Here is a 17,820-nt window from a genome sequence, read left to right on the forward strand (position 1 = left end):
CTTATCGCTGCATGCCTTTGATCCAGACACCTCCCTCCTCCTGCCCCTCACAGGACAAGCTCTTTGACCAACATCTGCACCACCGGCCTTGATACAGGCTTTGCCTCTCTCGATTACCTGCAAATCGGCGTCCTCGGCATCATTCAAGGCATCACCGAGTTGTTGCCCGTTTCCTCCACCGCCCACATGCGCATCATCCCCGCCCTGCTTGGCTGGCCGGATCCCGGTTCTGCCTTTTCCGCCGCCATGCAGATGGCCGCACTGGCGGCGGTCATCAGCTACTTCTGGCGAGACGTGAGGCAGGTTGTCAGCGGCAGCGCCGAGGCTGTGCGGCAGCGCGATTTCAACAATCAGTGGTTCATCCTGGCGGTGGCCATCGTACTGGCGACCATTCCCATCGGTATTGCAGGCCTGGCCTTGTCCTCGACGCTCAACGCCTGCAACTCGCCGTTGCGCGGCTTGATGGTAATCGGGATTTCCTGCGTGGTGATGGCGGTGTTGTTGGCCATCGCAGAACTCACGTGTCGTCACCGCCGCACCGTTGGCGAAATGCGTTTGCGTGATGCGCTGATTGTTGGCATTGCGCAAATCGGGGCGCTGATTCCGGGCGTTTCGCGCTCCGGGTCAACGCTGACGGCGGCGCTTTTTCTCAATTTCAAACGTGAAGAAGCGGCACGCTTCTCCTTCCTGCTCGGATTGCCGGCCATCGCGCTGGCGGGGTTGAAGGAGTTGTGGGTGCTGTTCCATGCGCAACTGCCGGCGCAAGCCTGGGCGCACCTGATTTTCGGTCTGGTGATTGCCAGTATCTCGGCGTTTTTCGCGATCTGGGGCCTGATGCGCTTTCTGGAGAAGTTCTCCACCTGGCCTTTCGTGATTTACCGCGCGGTACTGGGGATTTTCCTGATCGTCGCGGTCAGCACCGGGCTCTTGAGTTAAGGCCCGCCACAAAAAACAAAACCCGCACTTGGCGGGTTTTGTTTTCTTGAAGCACTTACATTTGTTCCCAAGCTGAGCGTGGGAACAAACATGCCGAGCGGATCAGTCAGCCAGACGCCAGGTCGTGCCGCCCTTGCCGTCTTCCAGCACCACGCCCATGGCGGTGAGCTGGTCGCGGATGCGGTCGGATTCGGCCCAGTCCTTGCCGGCACGAGCCGCCAGACGCGCAGCGATCAGCGCCTCGACTTCGGCTGCATCGACACGCCCTTCGGCGCCGGCCTGCAGGAAGTCATCGGCTTCGAGCTGCAACACACCCAGCACGCTGGCCAGTTCTTTCAGGCGCGCTGCCAGACCGGCCGCTGCGTCAAGATCGCTCTCGCGCAGACGGTTGATCTCACGGACCATCTCGAACAGCACCGCGCAGGCTTCCGGCGTACCGAAGTCGTCGTTCATCACCGTGGTGAAACGCTCCACGAACGCTTCGCCGCCAGCCGGCGCCACGTTCGGCAGGCCTTTCAACGCATGGTAGAAGCGCTCCAGTGCGCCTTTGGCGTCCTTGAGGTTGTCTTCCGAGTAGTTGATCGCGCTGCGGTAGTGGCTCGACACCAGCAGGTAACGCACGACTTCCGGGTGGTACTTGTCGAGCACGTCGCGAATGGTGAAGAAGTTGTTCAAGGACTTGGACATCTTCTCGCCATTGATACGGATCATGCCGCAATGCATCCACGCGTTGGCGTAGGTCTTGCCGGTGGCCGCTTCGCTCTGGGCGATTTCGTTTTCGTGGTGCGGGAACTCGAGGTCGCTGCCGCCGCCATGAATGTCGAAGGTCTCACCGAGGCAGCAGGTGGACATCACCGAGCACTCGATGTGCCAGCCCGGACGCCCGGCGCCCCACGGCGACTCCCAGCTCGGCTCGCCCGGCTTGACGCCTTTCCACAGCACGAAGTCCAGCGGATCTTCCTTGGCTTCGTCGACCTCGATCCGCGCACCGATGCGCAGGTCTTCGATCTTCTTGCGCGAGAGCTTGCCGTAGCCCATGAACTTGCCGACGCGGTAGTACACGTCGCCATTGCCCGGGGCGTAGGCGAAACCCTTGTCGATCAGGGTCTGGATCATCGCGTGCATGCCAGGGATGTGATCCGTGGCGCGCGGTTCCATGTCCGGCTTCTGGATGTTCAGGCGCGCTTCGTCTTCGTGCATCGCCGCGATCATGCGCTCGGTCAACGCTTCGAACGACTCGCCGTTCTCGTTGGCCCGGTTGATGATCTTGTCGTCGATGTCGGTGATGTTGCGCACGTAGGTCAGGTCATAACCGCTGAACCGCAACCAGCGGGTCACCAGGTCGAACGCGACCATGCTGCGGCCGTGGCCCAGGTGGCAGTAGTCGTACACGGTCATCCCGCAGACGTACATGCGCACCTTGTTGCCATCCAGCGGCTTGAAGACTTCTTTGCTCTTGGTGAGCGTGTTGTAGATCGAAAGCACGGTCATTCCTTAAGACTTGATCACTGGCCCCACGAATCACGCAGGGTCACGGTACGGTTGAATACCGGCTGACCTGGTTTCGAGTCCTTGATATCCGCGACGAAGTAGCCTTCGCGCTCGAACTGGAAACGGTCTTCCGGCTGTGCATTGCCCAGCGAGGGTTCAGCACGACAACCGGTCAACACTTGCAGTGAGTCAGGGTTGATGTTGTCCAGGAAACTCGCGCTGTCTTCGGCCTTCTCCGGGTTTGGAGAACGGAACAGGCGATCGTACAGACGCACTTCGCACTCGACGCTGGCAGCGGCCGGCACCCAGTGGATCACGCCCTTGACCTTGCGGCCTTCAGGGTTTTTGCCCAGGGTGTCCGGATCGTAGGAGCAACGCAGCTCGACGATGTTGCCGTCAGCGTCCTTGATCGCTTCGTCTGCACGGATCACGTAGCTGCCGCGCAGACGCACTTCGCCGTTCGGCTCCAGGCGCTTGTAGCCTTTTGGCGGCTCTTCCATGAAGTCATCGCGGTCGATGTAGATTTCACGGGCGAACGGCAGCTTGCGCACGCCGAGTTCTTCTTTCTGCGGATGACGCGGCAGTTCGAGGTTCTCGACCTGGTCTTCCGGATAGTTGGTGATCACGACTTTCAACGGACGCAGCACGCACATGGCGCGCGGGGCGTTCGCGTCAAGGTCCTGACGGATGCTGAACTCAAGCATGCCGAAGTCGACCACGCCGTCGGAACGGTTGGTGCCGATCATCTCGCAGAAGTTGCGGATCGACGCCGGGGTGTAGCCACGGCGGCGGAAGCCCGACAGGGTCGACATGCGCGGATCGTCCCAGCCGTTGACGTGTTTCTCGTCAACCAGTTGCTTGAGCTTGCGCTTGCTGGTGATGGTGTAGTTGAGGTTCAGACGGCTGAACTCGTACTGACGCGGGTGTGCCGGCACTGGCAGTGCGTCGAGGAACCACTCGTACAGCGGACGATGGCTTTCGAACTCCAGGGTGCAGATCGAGTGGGTGATGCCTTCGATGGCATCCGACTGACCGTGGGTGAAGTCGTAGTTCGGGTAGATGCACCACTTGTCACCGGTCTGGTGGTGATGGGCGTGGCGGATGCGGTACATGATCGGGTCGCGCAGGTTCATGTTCGGCGAGGCCATGTCGATCTTGGCGCGCAGTACGCGGGCGCCATCCGGGAACTCACCCGCGCGCATGCGGGCGAACCAGTCCAGGTTCTCTTCCACAGAACGGTCGCGGAACGGACTGTTCTTGCCCGGCTCGGTCAGGCTGCCGCGGTATTCCTTGGCTTGCTCAGGCGTCAGGTCGTCGACGTAGGCCTTGCCGGCCTTGATCAGCTCGACGGCCCAGTCGTGCAACTGGTCGAAATATTGCGAGGCGTAGCGCACTTCGCCGGACCATTCGAAGCCCAGCCATTTGACGTCGCTTTCGATCGCATCGATGTATTCCTGGTCTTCCTTGGCCGGGTTGGTGTCGTCGAAACGCAGGTGCGTGACGCCGCCGAACTCCTGGGCCAGGCCGAAGTTCACGCAGATCGACTTGGCGTGGCCGATGTGCAGGTAGCCGTTGGGCTCAGGCGGAAAACGAGTAACGATCTGCGTGTGCTTGCCCGAGTCCAGGTCTGCCTGGATGATCGGCCGCAGGAAATTGACCGGCACGGCAGGGCCGGACTTGGCATTCGAGGTAGGGTCGACAGTGGGCTTGCTCATAGGATCCTTGACTTACATGTGCGCGGCCGCAAAGGGGGCCAGACAAAACAAAGCCGCTATCATAGCCGATGCTGTCAAGGGCCTGACAGAGCAGGCTCTTATAAAGGCATGCATTTAATCGCCGGCAATTGAAAAACTGCCTCGAAATTCGCGCCTGTCACGCTAAACTGCGCTCCTTGGCCGAAGCAGGCTGAACCGGTTGCGGGGCTTTAGCCTCCAAGACCACGAATTCCCTATAAAGAGTACTGACCATGACTCAAGTCAAACTGACCACCAACCACGGTGACATCGTCATCGAACTGAACGCTGAAAAAGCCCCGATCACCGTGGCCAACTTCATCGAATACGTCAAAGCCGGTCACTACGAAAACACCGTTTTCCACCGTGTCATCGGTAACTTTATGATCCAGGGCGGCGGTTTCGAGCCAGGCATGAAGGAAAAGAAAGACAAGCGTCCAAGCATCCAGAACGAAGCCGACAACGGTCTTTCCAACGACAAGTACACCATTGCCATGGCCCGCACCATGGAGCCGCATTCGGCTTCCGCGCAGTTCTTCATCAACGTGGCCGACAACAGCTTCCTGAACCACAGCGGCAAGAACGTTCAAGGCTGGGGCTACGCCGTATTCGGTAAAGTGACCGCCGGTACTGAAGTGGTCGACAGCATCAAGAAAGTCTCGACCGGCTCCAAGGCTGGCCACCAGGATGTACCAAACGACGACGTGATCATCGAGAAAGCCGAGATCATCGAAGCGTGATATTGCTGATTTCAGACTTGCATCTGGAAGAGGAGCGCCCGGACATTACCCGGGCGTTTCTGGATTTGCTCGCCGGACGCGCCCGCTCGGCGAGTGCGTTGTACATTCTGGGCGACTTTTTCGAGGCGTGGATTGGCGACGATGCCATGACCCCTTTCCAGCGTTCCATTTGCCAGGCCCTGCGCGGTTTGAGCGACAGCGGCACGGCCATATTTCTGATGCACGGCAATCGCGACTTCCTGCTCGGCAAGGCGTTCTGCAAGGAAGCCGGCTGCACGCTGCTGAAGGATCCGAGTGTCGTGCAGTTTTACGGCGAGCCGGTGCTGCTGATGCACGGCGACAGCCTCTGCACCCGCGACGAAAGCTATATGAAGCTGCGTCGCTACCTGCGCAACCCGATCACCCTGTTTATCCTGCGACATCTGCCGTTGAGCACCCGCCACAAACTGGCGCGCAAGCTACGCAGTGAGAGCCGTGCGCAGACGCGGATGAAGGCCAACGACATCGTTGATGTCACGCCGGAGGAAATTCCGCGGATCATGCAGGAATACGGAGTGAAAACCCTGGTTCATGGGCATACCCATCGCCCGGCCATCCACAAGTTGCAGATCGGCGATCAGGCGGCGAAACGGATTGTGCTGGGGGACTGGGATCGTCAGGGCTGGGCGTTGCAAGTGGATGAGAACGGGTTTGTGTTGGCGCCGTTTGATTTTGCACCGCCGCCTTCCCTGCCTGCCCCTGCCACTGTTTGATCGTTCCCACGGCGTGGGAACGATCTCCCGGAATCAGTGACCGCTGGCCGCCGGCCCTGCTTTGGCAGCAAACGGCGGCTTCGCCAGCCACACGATCAGAATCAACCCCATGAACCCCCACCCCAGCAACGTGAAGTAGTCCACGGTCGAAAGCATATACGCCTGGCTGGTCAGCACATGATCAAGCTGCGCATAGGCCGGATTACCGGCCCCGCCCAGGTTGTTCAGCGCTTCCCGGGTCGCCGGCTCATAGGTACTGATGCTTTCACTCATGTAGGCATGATGTTGATCCGCCCGACGAATCCAGATCCAGGTGGTCAGCGAAGCCGCAAAGCTGCCGCCCAGGGTCCGCAGGAATGTCGCCAGACCAGCGCCGTCGGCAATCTGGCTCGGCGGCAGGTCCGACATCAGGATGCTCAGGGTGGGCATGAAGAACAGCGCAACGCCAATGCCCATGAACAACTGCACCAGCGCGATGTGCTGGAAGTCCACCTCATTGGTGAACTCGGCACGCATGAAGCAGCTCAGGCCGATCGCCAGAAACGCCAGCCCGGCCAGCAGTCGCAGGTCGAACTTGTGCGCGTACTTGCCGACAAACGGTGACAGCAGCACCGGCAGAATTCCGATCGGCGCCACCGCCAGCCCGGCCCAGGTCGCGGTGTAGCCCATCTGGGTCTGCAACCACTGTGGCAGGATCAGGTTGATGCCGAAGAACCCGGCGTAACCCAACACCAGCACCAGCGTGCCGATGCGGAAGTTGCGGTGGGCGAACAGGCGCAGATTGACCACCGGATGCTGGTCGGTCATTTCCCAGATCACGAACACCGCCAGCGCTATCACTGAAATGGCCGCACCGATGATGATGAAGTTCGACTCGAACCAGTCCAGGTCATTGCCCTTGTCGAGGATCACCTGCAACGCACCTACGCCGATGATCAGCGTGATCAGCCCGACGTAGTCCATCGGCTGACGACTGGTGACCACCGGACGTTTCGCCAGCTGCGAACGCACCACCATCACCGCGAACACGCCAATCGGTACGTTGATGAAGAAGATCCACGGCCAGCTGTAACTGTCGGTGATCCAGCCGCCGAGAATCGGGCCGGCAATCGGCGCCACCACAGTGACCATCGCCAATAACGCCAGGGCCATGCCGCGCCTGGCGGGCGGATACACCGCGATCAGCAGCGTCTGGGTCATCGGGTACAGCGGCCCGGCCACCAGCCCTTGCAGGACCCGGAAGCCGATCAGCTCGGGCATCGACGTGGAAATACCGCAGAGAAACGAGGCCAGCACGAACAGCATGGTGGCCCAGAGAAACAGCTTCACCTCGCCGAAACGCCGGCTCAACCAGCCGGTGAGCGGCAGCGCGATGGCGTTGCTCACGGCGAACGAGGTGATGACCCAGGTGCCCTGCTCTGAACTCACGCCGAGGTTGCCGGAGATGGTCGGCAGCGCCACGTTGGCGATGGTGGTGTCGAGCACTTGCATGAAGGTCGCCAGCGACAGGCCGATGGTGCTGAGCAACAGGCTGGGCGGCGAAAAAGAGGCGTTATTGCTCATCGCGAATCCTTTGGAGCCGATTTTTTGGAGCGGGGACAGGCGCCGCGCCCGTTACGGAGCGCGGCGAAGGGATTGGCGAATCAGCGTTGCGCGGTCTTGCTGACCGCAGCGCTGTTGTCGTGGATCAGTTGGGCGATCATCGCGTCGGCTTCACCCAGTTGGCGGTCGTAGACGCTGGTGCTGAACGAGGCCTGTTGCGGCGGCTGCTGAGCCAATACCGGACCGCTCTGGTCGTGCAGGTTGACCTCGACATTGGTCGACAGGCCCACGCGCAGCGGATGCTTGGCCAGTTCTTCGGCGTTGATGTGAATCCGCACCGGTACACGTTGCACGATCTTGATCCAGTTACCGGTGGCGTTCTGCGCCGGCAACAGGGCGAACGCGCTGCCGGTGCCGGCACCGAGGCTGTCGACGGTGCCGCTGAATTTCACGTCGCTGCCATAGATGTCGGATTCGATGTCCACCGGTTGGCCGATGCGCATGTCGCGCAGCTGGGTTTCCTTGAAGTTGGCATCGATCCACAGCTGATCCAGCGGGATCACCGCCATCAGCGCGGTACCCGGCTGAACACGCTGACCAAGTTGCACGGTGCGTTTGGCAACGTAACCGGTAACTGGCGCGATCAGCGTGCTGCGAGCGTTGGTCAGGTAGGCCTGGCGCAGATCGGCAGCGGCCGACATCACGTCCGGGTGCGAGGAGACTACGGTGTCATCGACCAGCGCGCTGGTGGTTTTCAGTTGTTGCTGGGCGTTGGCCAGGGCGTTTTGCGCCGAGGTCAGGTCATCGCGAGCGTGGGACAGTTCTTCCTGGGAAATCGCGCCGCCGGCGGCGAGATTTTTCCGGCGGTTGTAGTTGTCCTGGGCTTTTTGCACGTTCGCCTGTTGCGCGTTGACCTGGGCTTTCATGCCGTCGACGTTGCTGTACAAGCCGCGAACCTGACGCACGGTGCGCGCCAGTTTGGCCTGGGCACTTTGCAGGCCGACTTCGGCGTCGTTCGGGTCGAAGTTGACCAGTACCTGACCTTCATGGACCAGATCGCCATCGTCGGCACCAATGCTGACCACGGTGCCGGTCACCAGCGGGGTGATTTCCACGACGTTGCCGTTGACGTAGGCGTCGTCGGTGCTTTCGTTCCAGCGACCGATGAATTCGTGATACGCCCAGACGCCGGCACCGGCGAGGGCAACCACGACGGCCAGCACCAGCAGCATCACTTTGCGTTTGCGCGGATTGCCGGTATCGGAGGTGTTGTCTTGAGCTTGAGTGTTTTCGGCAGTGGCCATGACAAATACCTTGAATTAGTTGTGCGTGGTGGCTGGGCTGGCGTTGCTGGCGGTCAGGGTTTGCCCCTGAAAGCCGCCACCCAGCGCTTGCATCAGTTGAATCGACAGGTCGATCTGCTCGGCATTCAGGTTCGCCAGTTGACGCTGGGCCTGCAGCAATTGCTGCTCGATGCTGAGCACGTCCAGGTAGTTGCCGATTCCGGAACCGTAACGCTGGACCACGGTGTTGTAAGAATCCTGGGCAATCTCGGTCGCGTGCTGCTGGGCGCCGATCTGCCGGCCGATGTCACGCAACTGGTTGATGGTGTCGCCGACATCACCCAGGGCTTTCACCAGACTTTTGTTGTACTGCGCCACGGCCAGGTCGTAATCGGCATCACGAGCGTCGAGGTTGGCGCGCAAGCGGCCACCGTCGAAGATCGGCAGCGAAATCGTCGGGGCGATGTTGAAGAAACGACTGGCGGACCCGAACATCGCGTCACCCAATAACGATTCGGCACCAGCGGAGGCCGACAGGTTCAAGTTGGGATAGAAGCGGGTCTTGGCCGAGTCGATGTCCTTGCTCGCGGCCTCGACACGCCAGCGTGCGGCAACCAGATCCGGGCGACGGCCCAACAATTCCGCCGGCAGTACCGAGGGCACAGCGACGGCACTGGCCTGCAGGACTTTCGGCCGGGCGATTTCGTTGCCACGATCCGGGCCTTTGCCGAGCAATACGGCCAGAGCGATTTTCGCGCTGTTCAGACGTTTTTCGGCGTCGATCAGGCTGGCTTCGGAGCTGGCTTCCAGACTTTGGGTCTGCTGGAACTGGTACTGGCTGTCGATCCCCGAGCTCAAACGACGCTGACTCAGGTCGAGCATCTGCTTGGTGCGCTTGAGGTCTTCGTTGGCCAGGTCATAAACGATATGCGCCTGCCCCAGATCGCTGTAGGCCCGGGCCACGTCGGCGGCGAGGGTCAACTGTGCGGCCTGACGGTCGACTTCAGCAGCGCGGGCCTGACCCAGTGCAGCTTCCCAGGCGTCACGCTGACCGCCCCAAAGGTCGAAGTTGTAATTGAAGCCGGCGCTGATATTGCGCGTAGTGGCGTAGGCATCGCCCTGCCCTCGCGGGTCCTGATCCTTGGCCAGACGCGAACGGGTAATGCCGGCGCTGGCGTCAAGGGTCGGATAACGCTCGGCATCGGCGGCATAGGCGGCGGCGCTGGCCTGATGGGCGCGGGCGTCGGCGATCTGCATGTCCGGGCTGTCATGCAGGGCTTCGCGAATCAGACCGTCGAGCTGCGGATCGCCGAGACTCGTCCACCAGTCGCTCTTCGGCCACGCGGCCGGCGACAGTGTCACGCCATTGAGGGATTGGCCGACCTTGAGGTCTTTCGCATCAAGGTTTTTGCCATGGGTATCGAGGCCGCTGTAGTTGGCGCAACCGGCGAGGATCATCGCCGACAGCACCAGTGTCAGGCTGCTGCGCAAGGATTTACCGCTCATTGTGTTCACCTAACCGCTGGATGGTGATCGGGTCACCAGCCGCCAGCAAAATTTTCTTGAGGATGTATTCCAGGGTTTTCAACTCATCCGGAGTAATCGCGCCGGCCAGCTCATTCATGGCGTCGGCACCGATGTGCGGCAGACGATCGGCCAGCGCCTGACCTTGCCCGGTGAGCTTCAACTGCACCTGACGACGATCGCCTTCGCTGCGCTGGCGGATCAGGAAGTCTTTCTGCTCCAGACGGTCGAGCATGCGGGTCATCGAACCGCTGTCCAGCGACAGGTGCCGACACAGCTCGGCCGGGGTGTCGACGCCGTACTGGGCCATGATGATCAACACCTTGAACTGCGCGGCAGTGATGCCGTGGGGTTCCATGTGGGTGTCGATGATCCTGTCCTTGAGCAAGGCTGCACGGCCGAGCAACAGGCCGAGGTGACAATGCTTGAATTCATCCGGGGTGAAATGCTTCATGTACGCACCTAATAACTGCCTAGGCAGTGAATGTATGTCGAGATGTTACTGCCTAGGCAGCGAATGTCAACGCAATAGTTAGGTTGCTTTGTAATTAGTTGACCAATGGACTGGGTTTTTCTATCGCCCATGCAGCCGCCATCGCGAGCAGGCTCGCTCCCACAGGGTTGTGAACGTCACAAAATCCTGTGGGAGCCAGCCTGATGGCGATTGCAGCAACTTGGTATCAGGGAGGGAAAAGCGGGCTAGAAATCCCGCTTGTAGAAGATGTCCAGCGAACTGGCCACGCCGCTGGCGGCTTCCAGGTAGACCTTTTTGCTCAGCTTGTAGCGCAAGGCGATGGTGTTGGCCGGCTCGAACACGCCGACGCCGTAACGCAGGCTGAGTTTTTCCGAAATGTTGCCGCTGGCCACCACGCTGGTGGTGTTGCCGCTGCCTTGGGTGTCGAGCTGGAAATCCTGGATGCCCAGATCCTTGGCCAGGTTGCTGGTCACCCCGGAACTGCCCATCAGACCCAGACCGAGCGCCGCTTGCGCGAGCATGTTGTTGTCTTCGCCGTTGCTGCTCAGCGGACGCCCCAGCACCAGATAGGACAGCGCCTGCTCCTGGCTCATCGCCGGCTCCGAGAAGATCTGCGTGGTCGGCTGTTCGGCGCTGCCGCTCAGGCGAATACCGGCGATCACGTCGTCGGTCTGGCGGATCGCTTCGATGTCCAGATACGGTTGATCGATCGGCCCGGCGAACAACAGACGCGCACGACGTACTGTCAGGCGCTGGCCGTAGGCGCGGTAGCGACCGTCGTTGAGCCACAGCTCGCCATGGGTGTCCATGTTGTCGCCGATGTGCACGTGACCTTGCAGATTGGCAGTCAGGCCAAACCCGGCGAAGCTCAGTTTGTCCTCGCCGGCCACCACGTCGATGTCCATCTTCATGGCCATCGGTGGTTTGCCTTCTTCGGTCTGCGCCCCCACGATGATCGTGTCATCGGAGACTTTCACCGTCGATGGCGGCAATTCGCGCACGGTGATTTCGCCTCGGGGCACCAGCACTTTGCCGGCAATCGCCAGTTCGTCGCCGGCCATGGAAATCTTCAGGTCCGGCGCCACTTCAAGCTTGGCGTAGGGTTCGACGGTGACCGGCAATTGCGTGCCCTTGAGCGCCAGATCCACCTTCAACGCCTGACCCCATGCGACGTTGCCGCTGAGGCTGCCCTGCCCGGTCTTGCCGCTTTTCCAGCCGCCGTCCAGGCGCACCGATTCGCCAGCGATCACCGCTTGCAGTCGCAGATCCTGCAACTGCAACGGCAGTTCCGGGCCGGACACTTCACCGTCACTGAGTTGCACGGTGCCGTTGACCAGCGGCGCGAGCAGGCCGCCGGAAATCGTGCCGCTGCCGTTCAGGCGCCCGGTGAGTTTCTCGACCATCGGCACGAACGGCCGCGCCACTGACAGATCCAGCCCGCTGAGGCGGAACGAGCCATTCAACGGTTTGTTCTTCGGCAACGGGTTGAGCTGCGCCTGTACCATCAGCTCGCCAAGCTTGCCACCGACGAAATTGAGGTCGGTGTCGATGCGTTTCGGCGTGAGTTTGCTGGTCAGCTTGAGGGTCTGGTACGGGAAGTCCAGCCACTGATCCTTTTCCTTCATGCGCAAGGTGCCGCCGCTGGCATCGACGCTGATCTGGCCGTTCGGGCCGCTGGCCGGCAGGTCCAGCTGCAGGTCGGCATTGAGCTTGCCCTGCCAGGCGAAATCCTTGGGCAGCCATTGCGCCAGGCTTTCGATCGGGAACTGCTTGAGGTGGTAGCGCAGCTTCGGCTCCGGCATCAACCGCTGGTCTTCGCCGCACAGGCTGGCATTGCCGGACATCCAGCAATGGGCGCCGAAGTTGATCTTGCCGTCGGCCAGACGTTCGAGTTTGGCCGGGTTTTGCAGCTTCCAGTCCTGACCGCCGGCCTGAATGTCACCGCTGGCCAGTCGCCCGCGCCAGTTGCCTTTGTCCAGATTGCCATCCAGCCCCAGCGCGAGTTTCAGCTTTGGCCCGAGCAGGTCGAGGTTGAGCTTCTGATTTTTGATATCGCCCTGAGCGCTGACGGTCAACACACCCAGGTTCGTGTCGCCAGCCTGGATGCCGCTACCCTTCAGATCGATTTTCGCCCGCTGCGCGCTGTCGAGGGTGGCGTCGAGGTTGAGGCTTTGCAGGCGGTTGTCCTGGAACACCAATTGCGAGCCTTGCAGGTCGAGCTTGCCTTGCGGTGCTTTCAGCGTACCGGCGACATCGACTCGACCGTTGATCTGCCCGCGCAACTGCGGCCAGAGCTGGGCCAGACGCGGCAGCTTGATATCGATCTGCCCGATGAGCTTCTGTTGCAGACTGCCCTTGCCATTGATGCTGTTGTCGCCGAGACGGATTTGCAGGGCATTCAGATTCCACTGTTCGCCCGCGCCGTCAGCCTTGGCTTGCAGCACCGCCGGTTGCCCGCGCAGTTTGCCTTTGAGATCGAGGTCGGCGTTGAGGCTCAGGCGCTCGTTCTTCATTTCGCCTTTGCTCTTCAATGGGCCGGCCAGCGTGCCCGGCAATTCCGCGACCCAATACGCCGGGTTGAGCGCCGACAGTTCCAGCGCGGTGTCCCAGGCGATGCCATCTGCGAACTGCACGTTCACATGGCCTTCGGCCTTGCCCTGCCCCGCTTCGAGCTTGAATTGCGGGAGGAAGATCTGCTTGAGATTGCCACTGAACGGACTGCTCAGGCTGAACGCCCCGGCCGGGCCATCCATTGCGGCGGCGAAATTGCCGAGGTATTGGCCGTCGGTGTAAGAGACTTCACCAGTGAACGTGCGCAAGGCGACTTGCGGTTCTTCGATCTCGGAATAGAGCCGATGCCACGGAAAGTCCTGCCAATTGATATTGGCCTGGGCGCTGAGGCCTTTGCTCCAATCCACGTTGCCGGTGAGCTTGAGGCTCTGTTTGTCATTGGCGGTCAGGTCGAGGCCGGCAATCTGTGCACCCTTGGCGTCAACCTTGCCTTTGAGCAACAGCGCTACCGGACCTTTATCCGCAGGCAACGTCGCATTGCCGAGCAATTGGTAACCGTTTTTCAGGTCGCCTTCGCCGGTCAATACCAGTTGATTCAATTGCAGGGTGTCCGGCAGATCGGCGCTCGGCTTGAACGCCTCGGAGGTGATGCGCACCTTGGCCGGCAGGTTTTCCGCCAGCGGTTTCAGCTCGCCGCTCAACTGGCCGTCGAGGTAGCCACGGCTGTCGGCGTGCAGATTGAGAGTCTTGAGCAGATCGCCGTCGACTTTGAGTGCAAGCGTCCATGGGCCGGTGCCCGGTGACGGCAGGGTCAGATCACCGGCGATGTTCAACGGCCAGTTACCGGTCGGTTGCAACAGGCCGGAGAGGTTCAGGCTCAGGTCGTCGCGTTGCAGTTTCACGCTATCGATCTGCATGCCCTTGGCAGTCCAGTGCGCCGCCAGTTGCAGGCCCTTGAGCTGCTCGCTGCCGTTGAACAACAGGCTGCCGACCTGAAAGTCGCCCAGTTCGATGGCTACCGGCAATTGCAGATCCGGGAGTTTAATCGGACCGCTGTCGGTGGTTTCTTCGCCAGGCGGGAATTGCAGGATGACCTGATCGGCCTTGAGCTGCTCGACGCATAGCGTCATACGTGTCAGGCACAGCGGCGACCATTCGAAGATCGGTTTGTTGAGCTCGACGCGACTGCTGTCCTGTTGCCACACCAGATGATCGGCGCTCCATTGTCCGCCGAGGCGCCCCTGAAAGTTATCCACGCTCAAGCCCGGCACCAGCCCCAGCACCCAACGGCTGCCGGCTTGTGTACCGAGTACGGCGGTGACGCTCAATACAATCAACAGCACCAGCGACAACAGCGCCAGAGCGGAAATCTTCAAACCACGCTTCACAGCTCAGGCCCCATGGAAAAGTGCAGCCGGATGCCGCCATCGTCGTCCAGCGCATGGGCCAGGTCGAGGCGGATCGGCCCCACCGGCGAGACCCAGCGCACACCGATACCGACCCCGGTCTTGAGGTTCGGCAGTTCGAGTTTGTTGAAAGAGTTGCCCTGATCGACGAAGGTCGCGACCCGCCATTTTTCGGCGATCGAGTATTGGTACTCGACGCTGCCGGCCACCATGTAGCGCCCGCCGATACGGTCGCCTTTGGCGTTTTCCGGGGACAGACTCTGATAGTCGTAACCGCGCACACTCTGGTCGCCACCGGCGAAGAACCGCAGCGATGGCGGCACCGAGCTGTAACCGTTGGTGGCACTGCCACCGACCTGGACACGTCCGAGGAATCGGTGGTTGTCGAACACCGTGGTCAGGCCTTTGATCAGCGCGGTGCCGTACAGCAGGTTGTTGTCCGAGCCGAGACCTTCTTTCGCCACCTTGCTTTCGAAGGTCAGGCGATAGCCGTTGTGCGGGTCGATACGATTGTCACTTTTCAGGTAGGAGTAACTGATGCCGGGCATCAGCAAGGTACTCAGACCCGAGTCGTCACCGAGCTGGTATTCCTCGCGCTGCCACTTCAGCGAGATCACCCGCTGCCAGCCGCTGGGCAACTTGCTGTGCCATTCCGGGCCGAAGGTCAGCAGCTTGCTCAAAGTGTCTGAGCCGTCGATGTCTTCGTACTGATAACCGCCGGCCCAGCGCAGCTTGTCGGTCAGCGGCGGGTCCAGCGGAATGTCGTAGAACAGGCCGACGTTCTGTCGTGGCGCCGACAATTCGGCTTCCCAACCATAACTGTCGCCTTGCGGGTTGACCCAGTGGCGGGTCCAGTTGGCCTTGATCCGCGGGCCGACGTCGGTGGAGTAACCGAGACCGAGGCCCATGGTGCGTGGCTTGCGGGTATCGAGTTTGACCGCGACCGGGATCACGTCGTCCTTGGCAGCAGTCGGCGCAGCGTCGACCCGCACGCCTTCAAAGTAACCACTCGATTGCAGGTCGCGGTTGAGTTCGGCGATCAGCTCGGAGTCGTAAGGCTCGCCCGGTTTGAATGGCACCATGCGTTGCAGCAGGTCTTCATCGAACGGCGTGTCGCCTTCGAAACTGACCTTGCCCAGCGCATAACGCGGGCCGCTTTCATAGATCAGCTCGACATCGGCGACCCCGGCGCGGGGATCGACCATCAGTTTCTGGCTGGTGAAATGACCACTGAAGAAACCGAAGCGCGAGGCCTGATTCTGGATCAGGCGCTTGGCGTCTTCGTAGCGGCCATGGTTGAGCACTGCACCGGGCTTGAGCACGTCGCTTTTCGGTACACGAAAGGATTTGAGGGCGGCAGCGGGTCCGTCGACCCGCACGGTGACATTGCGCAGGCGAATCGGCTCGCCGGGATCGATCTTCAGCACCAGACGCGGTTTTTCACCGCCCTTCACTTCGCTGTCGATCTGCGGCTGGTAGTAGCCCAAGGCCTGGGCGGCCTTGCGCGCCTGCTCTTCGGCGCCGCGACTGAAGCGCTGCAAGGCTTCTTCGTCACGATCGCCGAGGCTGCCGATATAGCCTTCTATATTGGCCTTGAGTTCATCGTTGGACGGTTTGACCCGCACATCCAATTCACTTTGCGCCAGCGCCGCGCAGCTGGTTAACAGCATGAGCACGCCACTGGTAAATCTTCCTGGAAACTTCATAGGCGCGGATGCTATCACGGGCTTGGGAGCGTGATAGAACAGGAAATTTCCCAAAAAGTTCGATGGTTATCCCGTTGCAGTTTGTAACACCTGCGGGTTGGCGTGGAAAAATACATGCTCGCGCACCGGTCCGACGGCGACTTCGCCGATTTCCTCATAGCCCTGACGCTTGTAAAACTCCAGGTAGCGCGGGTTGCCGGTGTCGAGGATTACCCCTTGGGAGCTTTCATCGACCGCGCACCAGTTGTGCACCGCTTGCAGTAGCTGCTCGCCGAAGTGCTTGCCCTGAAATTGTGGATGCACACCCAACAACGGCAGCATGTGAACCGAATCGGTGGGCACGCAGGCTTCAACGGCGGCGTGATACTCCAGATAGCGCCGGGTGCAGCGGAAACCGGTGCTCAACACCATGCGCAAACGCCAGGCCCAACTCTCGGTAACACCCAGACGCCGTTGCGGCGGCGCGATCAGGGCGATGCCGATCAGACGATCATTGACCAACAGGCCGATGGCCGGCAGATCCTGCAGGAAATGCTGTTTGACCAGTTCTCGCACCGTCGCGCGCACGCGTTGTTCATAACCCGGACGCTCGGCCTCGAACAGATAAGCGAAGGTCGGCTCGTGACGGTAAGCCTGATACAGCAAGGATCGTGCTTCACGGGAATAGCCGCGGTCGAGCATGTGGATGTCGGCGATGGCGGTCGAGGTTTCAGGCATGACGGTGATTCTCCCTGGACGGGACTCAACAGGCCCCGTTCTTGTTATACGAGCCTTGGGCTGAAGTGATCGTTCCCACACCCGAAAGACATTAGCAGCGCATATGGACTACCGCCACGCTGGCCCAGATCCTACATGTCAGCTAGCATCGCCCTTTTGCCAGGACTGCCGACCATGAAGATCGTTTCCTTCAACATCAACGGACTGCGGGCCCGCCCGCATCAGCTGGCGGCGCTGATCGAAAAGCATCAGCCGGACGTCATCGGCCTGCAGGAAACCAAGGTCCACGACGATCAGTTCCCTCTGGAAGAAGTGCGGGCCCTGGGTTATCACGTGTATTTCCACGGCCAGAAAGGCCATTACGGCGTCGCCCTGCTCTCGCGCCAGGAGCCGATTGCCGTGCACAAAGGCTTTGCCACCGATGAAGAAGACGCGCAGCGGCGCTTTATCTGGGGCACTTTCGCCGACGCCAACGGCGTTCCGGTGACGATCATGAACGGCTATTTCCCACAGGGTGAAAGCCGTGACCACCCAACCAAATTCCCGGCCAAGCAGCGTTTCTACAGCGATCTGCAAGCACTGCTGGAGAGCCAGTTCAACAATGAACAGCCGCTGGTGGTGATGGGCGATGTGAACATTTCGCCGGAAGACTGCGACATCGGCATCGGCCCGGACAACATGAAGCGCTGGCTGAAAACCGGCAAATGCAGCTTCCTGCCGGAAGAGCGCGAGTGGATGGCCCGCCTGAAAAACTGGGGCCTGACCGACAGTTTCCGCCACCTGAACCCGGACGTGGCCGATATCTTCAGCTGGTTCGACTACCGCAGCCGTGGTTTTGAAGACGAGCCGAAACGCGGTCTGCGGATCGACGTGATCCTGGCTTCCCACGGTTTGCTGCCACGGGTGAAAGCCGCCGGTGTCGACTATGAACTGCGCGGGATGGAAAAGCCTTCGGACCACGCGCCGATCTGGCTTGAATTGAGCTGATAGCGCAATCACCGCGA

The 17,820-nt window shown here is 60.8% G+C and carries 13 protein-coding genes; 4 read left to right on the forward strand and 9 right to left on the reverse strand.

Annotated elements, in window-relative coordinates:
• Window positions 1-63 precede the first annotated feature (63 nt).
• Entirely contained in the window at window positions 64-936 is an 873-nt protein-coding gene (locus CAF87_RS15555; protein ID WP_085732168.1) for an undecaprenyl-diphosphate phosphatase, read from the forward strand.
• Window positions 937-1,038: 102 nt separating this feature from the next.
• Here CAF87_RS15555 and cysS read toward each other — a convergent pair whose 3' ends face one another.
• Both cysS and CAF87_RS15565 read right to left on the reverse strand, forming a co-directional pair.
• The gene (gene cysS / locus CAF87_RS15560; protein ID WP_085732169.1) at window positions 1,039-2,421 is read right to left on the reverse strand and encodes a cysteine--tRNA ligase; all 1,383 of its coding nucleotides are present in this window, start codon (window positions 2,419-2,421) and stop codon (window positions 1,039-1,041) included.
• A gap of 20 nt (window positions 2,422-2,441) precedes the next feature.
• A complete protein-coding gene (locus tag CAF87_RS15565) occupies window positions 2,442-4,142 on the reverse strand; it encodes a glutamine--tRNA ligase/YqeY domain fusion protein (protein ID WP_085732170.1) in 1,701 nt (566 codons plus the stop codon).
• Window positions 4,143-4,393: 251 nt separating this feature from the next.
• Here CAF87_RS15565 and CAF87_RS15570 point away from each other — a divergent pair, with 251 nt between their 5' ends.
• Window positions 4,394-4,900 (forward strand): peptidylprolyl isomerase, encoded by a 507-nt coding sequence (locus tag CAF87_RS15570; protein WP_085732171.1) that lies wholly within the window; start codon window positions 4,394-4,396, stop codon window positions 4,898-4,900.
• Window positions 4,897-5,652: a UDP-2,3-diacylglucosamine diphosphatase gene (gene lpxH, locus CAF87_RS15575; protein WP_085732172.1), complete on the forward strand. Its 756-nt coding sequence runs from the start codon at window positions 4,897-4,899 to the stop codon at window positions 5,650-5,652. The genes CAF87_RS15570 and lpxH overlap by 4 nt, the downstream gene beginning before the upstream one ends.
• A gap of 33 nt (window positions 5,653-5,685) precedes the next feature.
• Here lpxH and CAF87_RS15580 read toward each other — a convergent pair whose 3' ends face one another.
• The 7 genes from CAF87_RS15580 to CAF87_RS15610 all read right to left on the reverse strand — a co-directional run bounded on the left by CAF87_RS15580 (window position 5,686) and on the right by CAF87_RS15610 (window position 16,816).
• Entirely contained in the window at window positions 5,686-7,215 is a 1,530-nt protein-coding gene (locus tag CAF87_RS15580; RefSeq protein WP_085732173.1) for a DHA2 family efflux MFS transporter permease subunit, read from the reverse strand.
• Window positions 7,216-7,295: 80 nt separating this feature from the next.
• Window positions 7,296-8,498, reverse strand: a complete 1,203-nt coding sequence (locus CAF87_RS15585; protein WP_085732174.1) for an efflux RND transporter periplasmic adaptor subunit — start codon at window positions 8,496-8,498, stop codon at window positions 7,296-7,298.
• Between the two features lie 15 nt (window positions 8,499-8,513).
• Window positions 8,514-9,983 carry an efflux transporter outer membrane subunit gene (locus CAF87_RS15590; protein ID WP_085732175.1) on the reverse strand — a complete coding sequence of 490 codons (1,470 nt, stop codon included), beginning with the start codon at window positions 9,981-9,983 and terminating at the stop codon, window positions 8,514-8,516.
• Window positions 9,973-10,455: a MarR family winged helix-turn-helix transcriptional regulator gene (locus tag CAF87_RS15595; RefSeq protein WP_085699069.1), complete on the reverse strand. Its 483-nt coding sequence runs from the start codon at window positions 10,453-10,455 to the stop codon at window positions 9,973-9,975. Before CAF87_RS15595 ends, CAF87_RS15590 begins: the two co-directional genes overlap by 11 nt.
• 245 nt (window positions 10,456-10,700) lie before the next feature.
• Entirely contained in the window at window positions 10,701-14,375 is a 3,675-nt protein-coding gene (locus CAF87_RS15600; RefSeq protein WP_085732176.1) for a translocation/assembly module TamB domain-containing protein, read from the reverse strand.
• Window positions 14,372-16,099: an autotransporter assembly complex family protein gene (locus CAF87_RS15605; protein WP_085732177.1), complete on the reverse strand. Its 1,728-nt coding sequence runs from the start codon at window positions 16,097-16,099 to the stop codon at window positions 14,372-14,374. Before CAF87_RS15605 ends, CAF87_RS15600 begins: the two co-directional genes overlap by 4 nt.
• A gap of 66 nt (window positions 16,100-16,165) precedes the next feature.
• Window positions 16,166-16,816, reverse strand: coding sequence for an N-acetyltransferase (locus CAF87_RS15610; RefSeq protein ID WP_085732178.1), 651 nt, complete (start codon window positions 16,814-16,816; stop codon window positions 16,166-16,168).
• Window positions 16,817-16,990: 174 nt separating this feature from the next.
• Here CAF87_RS15610 and xthA point away from each other — a divergent pair, with 174 nt between their 5' ends.
• On the forward strand, window positions 16,991-17,803 hold the full coding sequence (gene xthA / locus CAF87_RS15615) for an exodeoxyribonuclease III (RefSeq protein WP_085732179.1): 813 nt from the start codon (window positions 16,991-16,993) through the stop codon (window positions 17,801-17,803).
• The last annotated feature ends 17 nt before the right edge of the window (window positions 17,804-17,820 follow it).

This window comes from Pseudomonas sp. R38(2017) (assembly GCF_002112395.1).
Taxonomy (GTDB): Bacteria; Pseudomonadota; Gammaproteobacteria; order Pseudomonadales; family Pseudomonadaceae; genus Aquipseudomonas.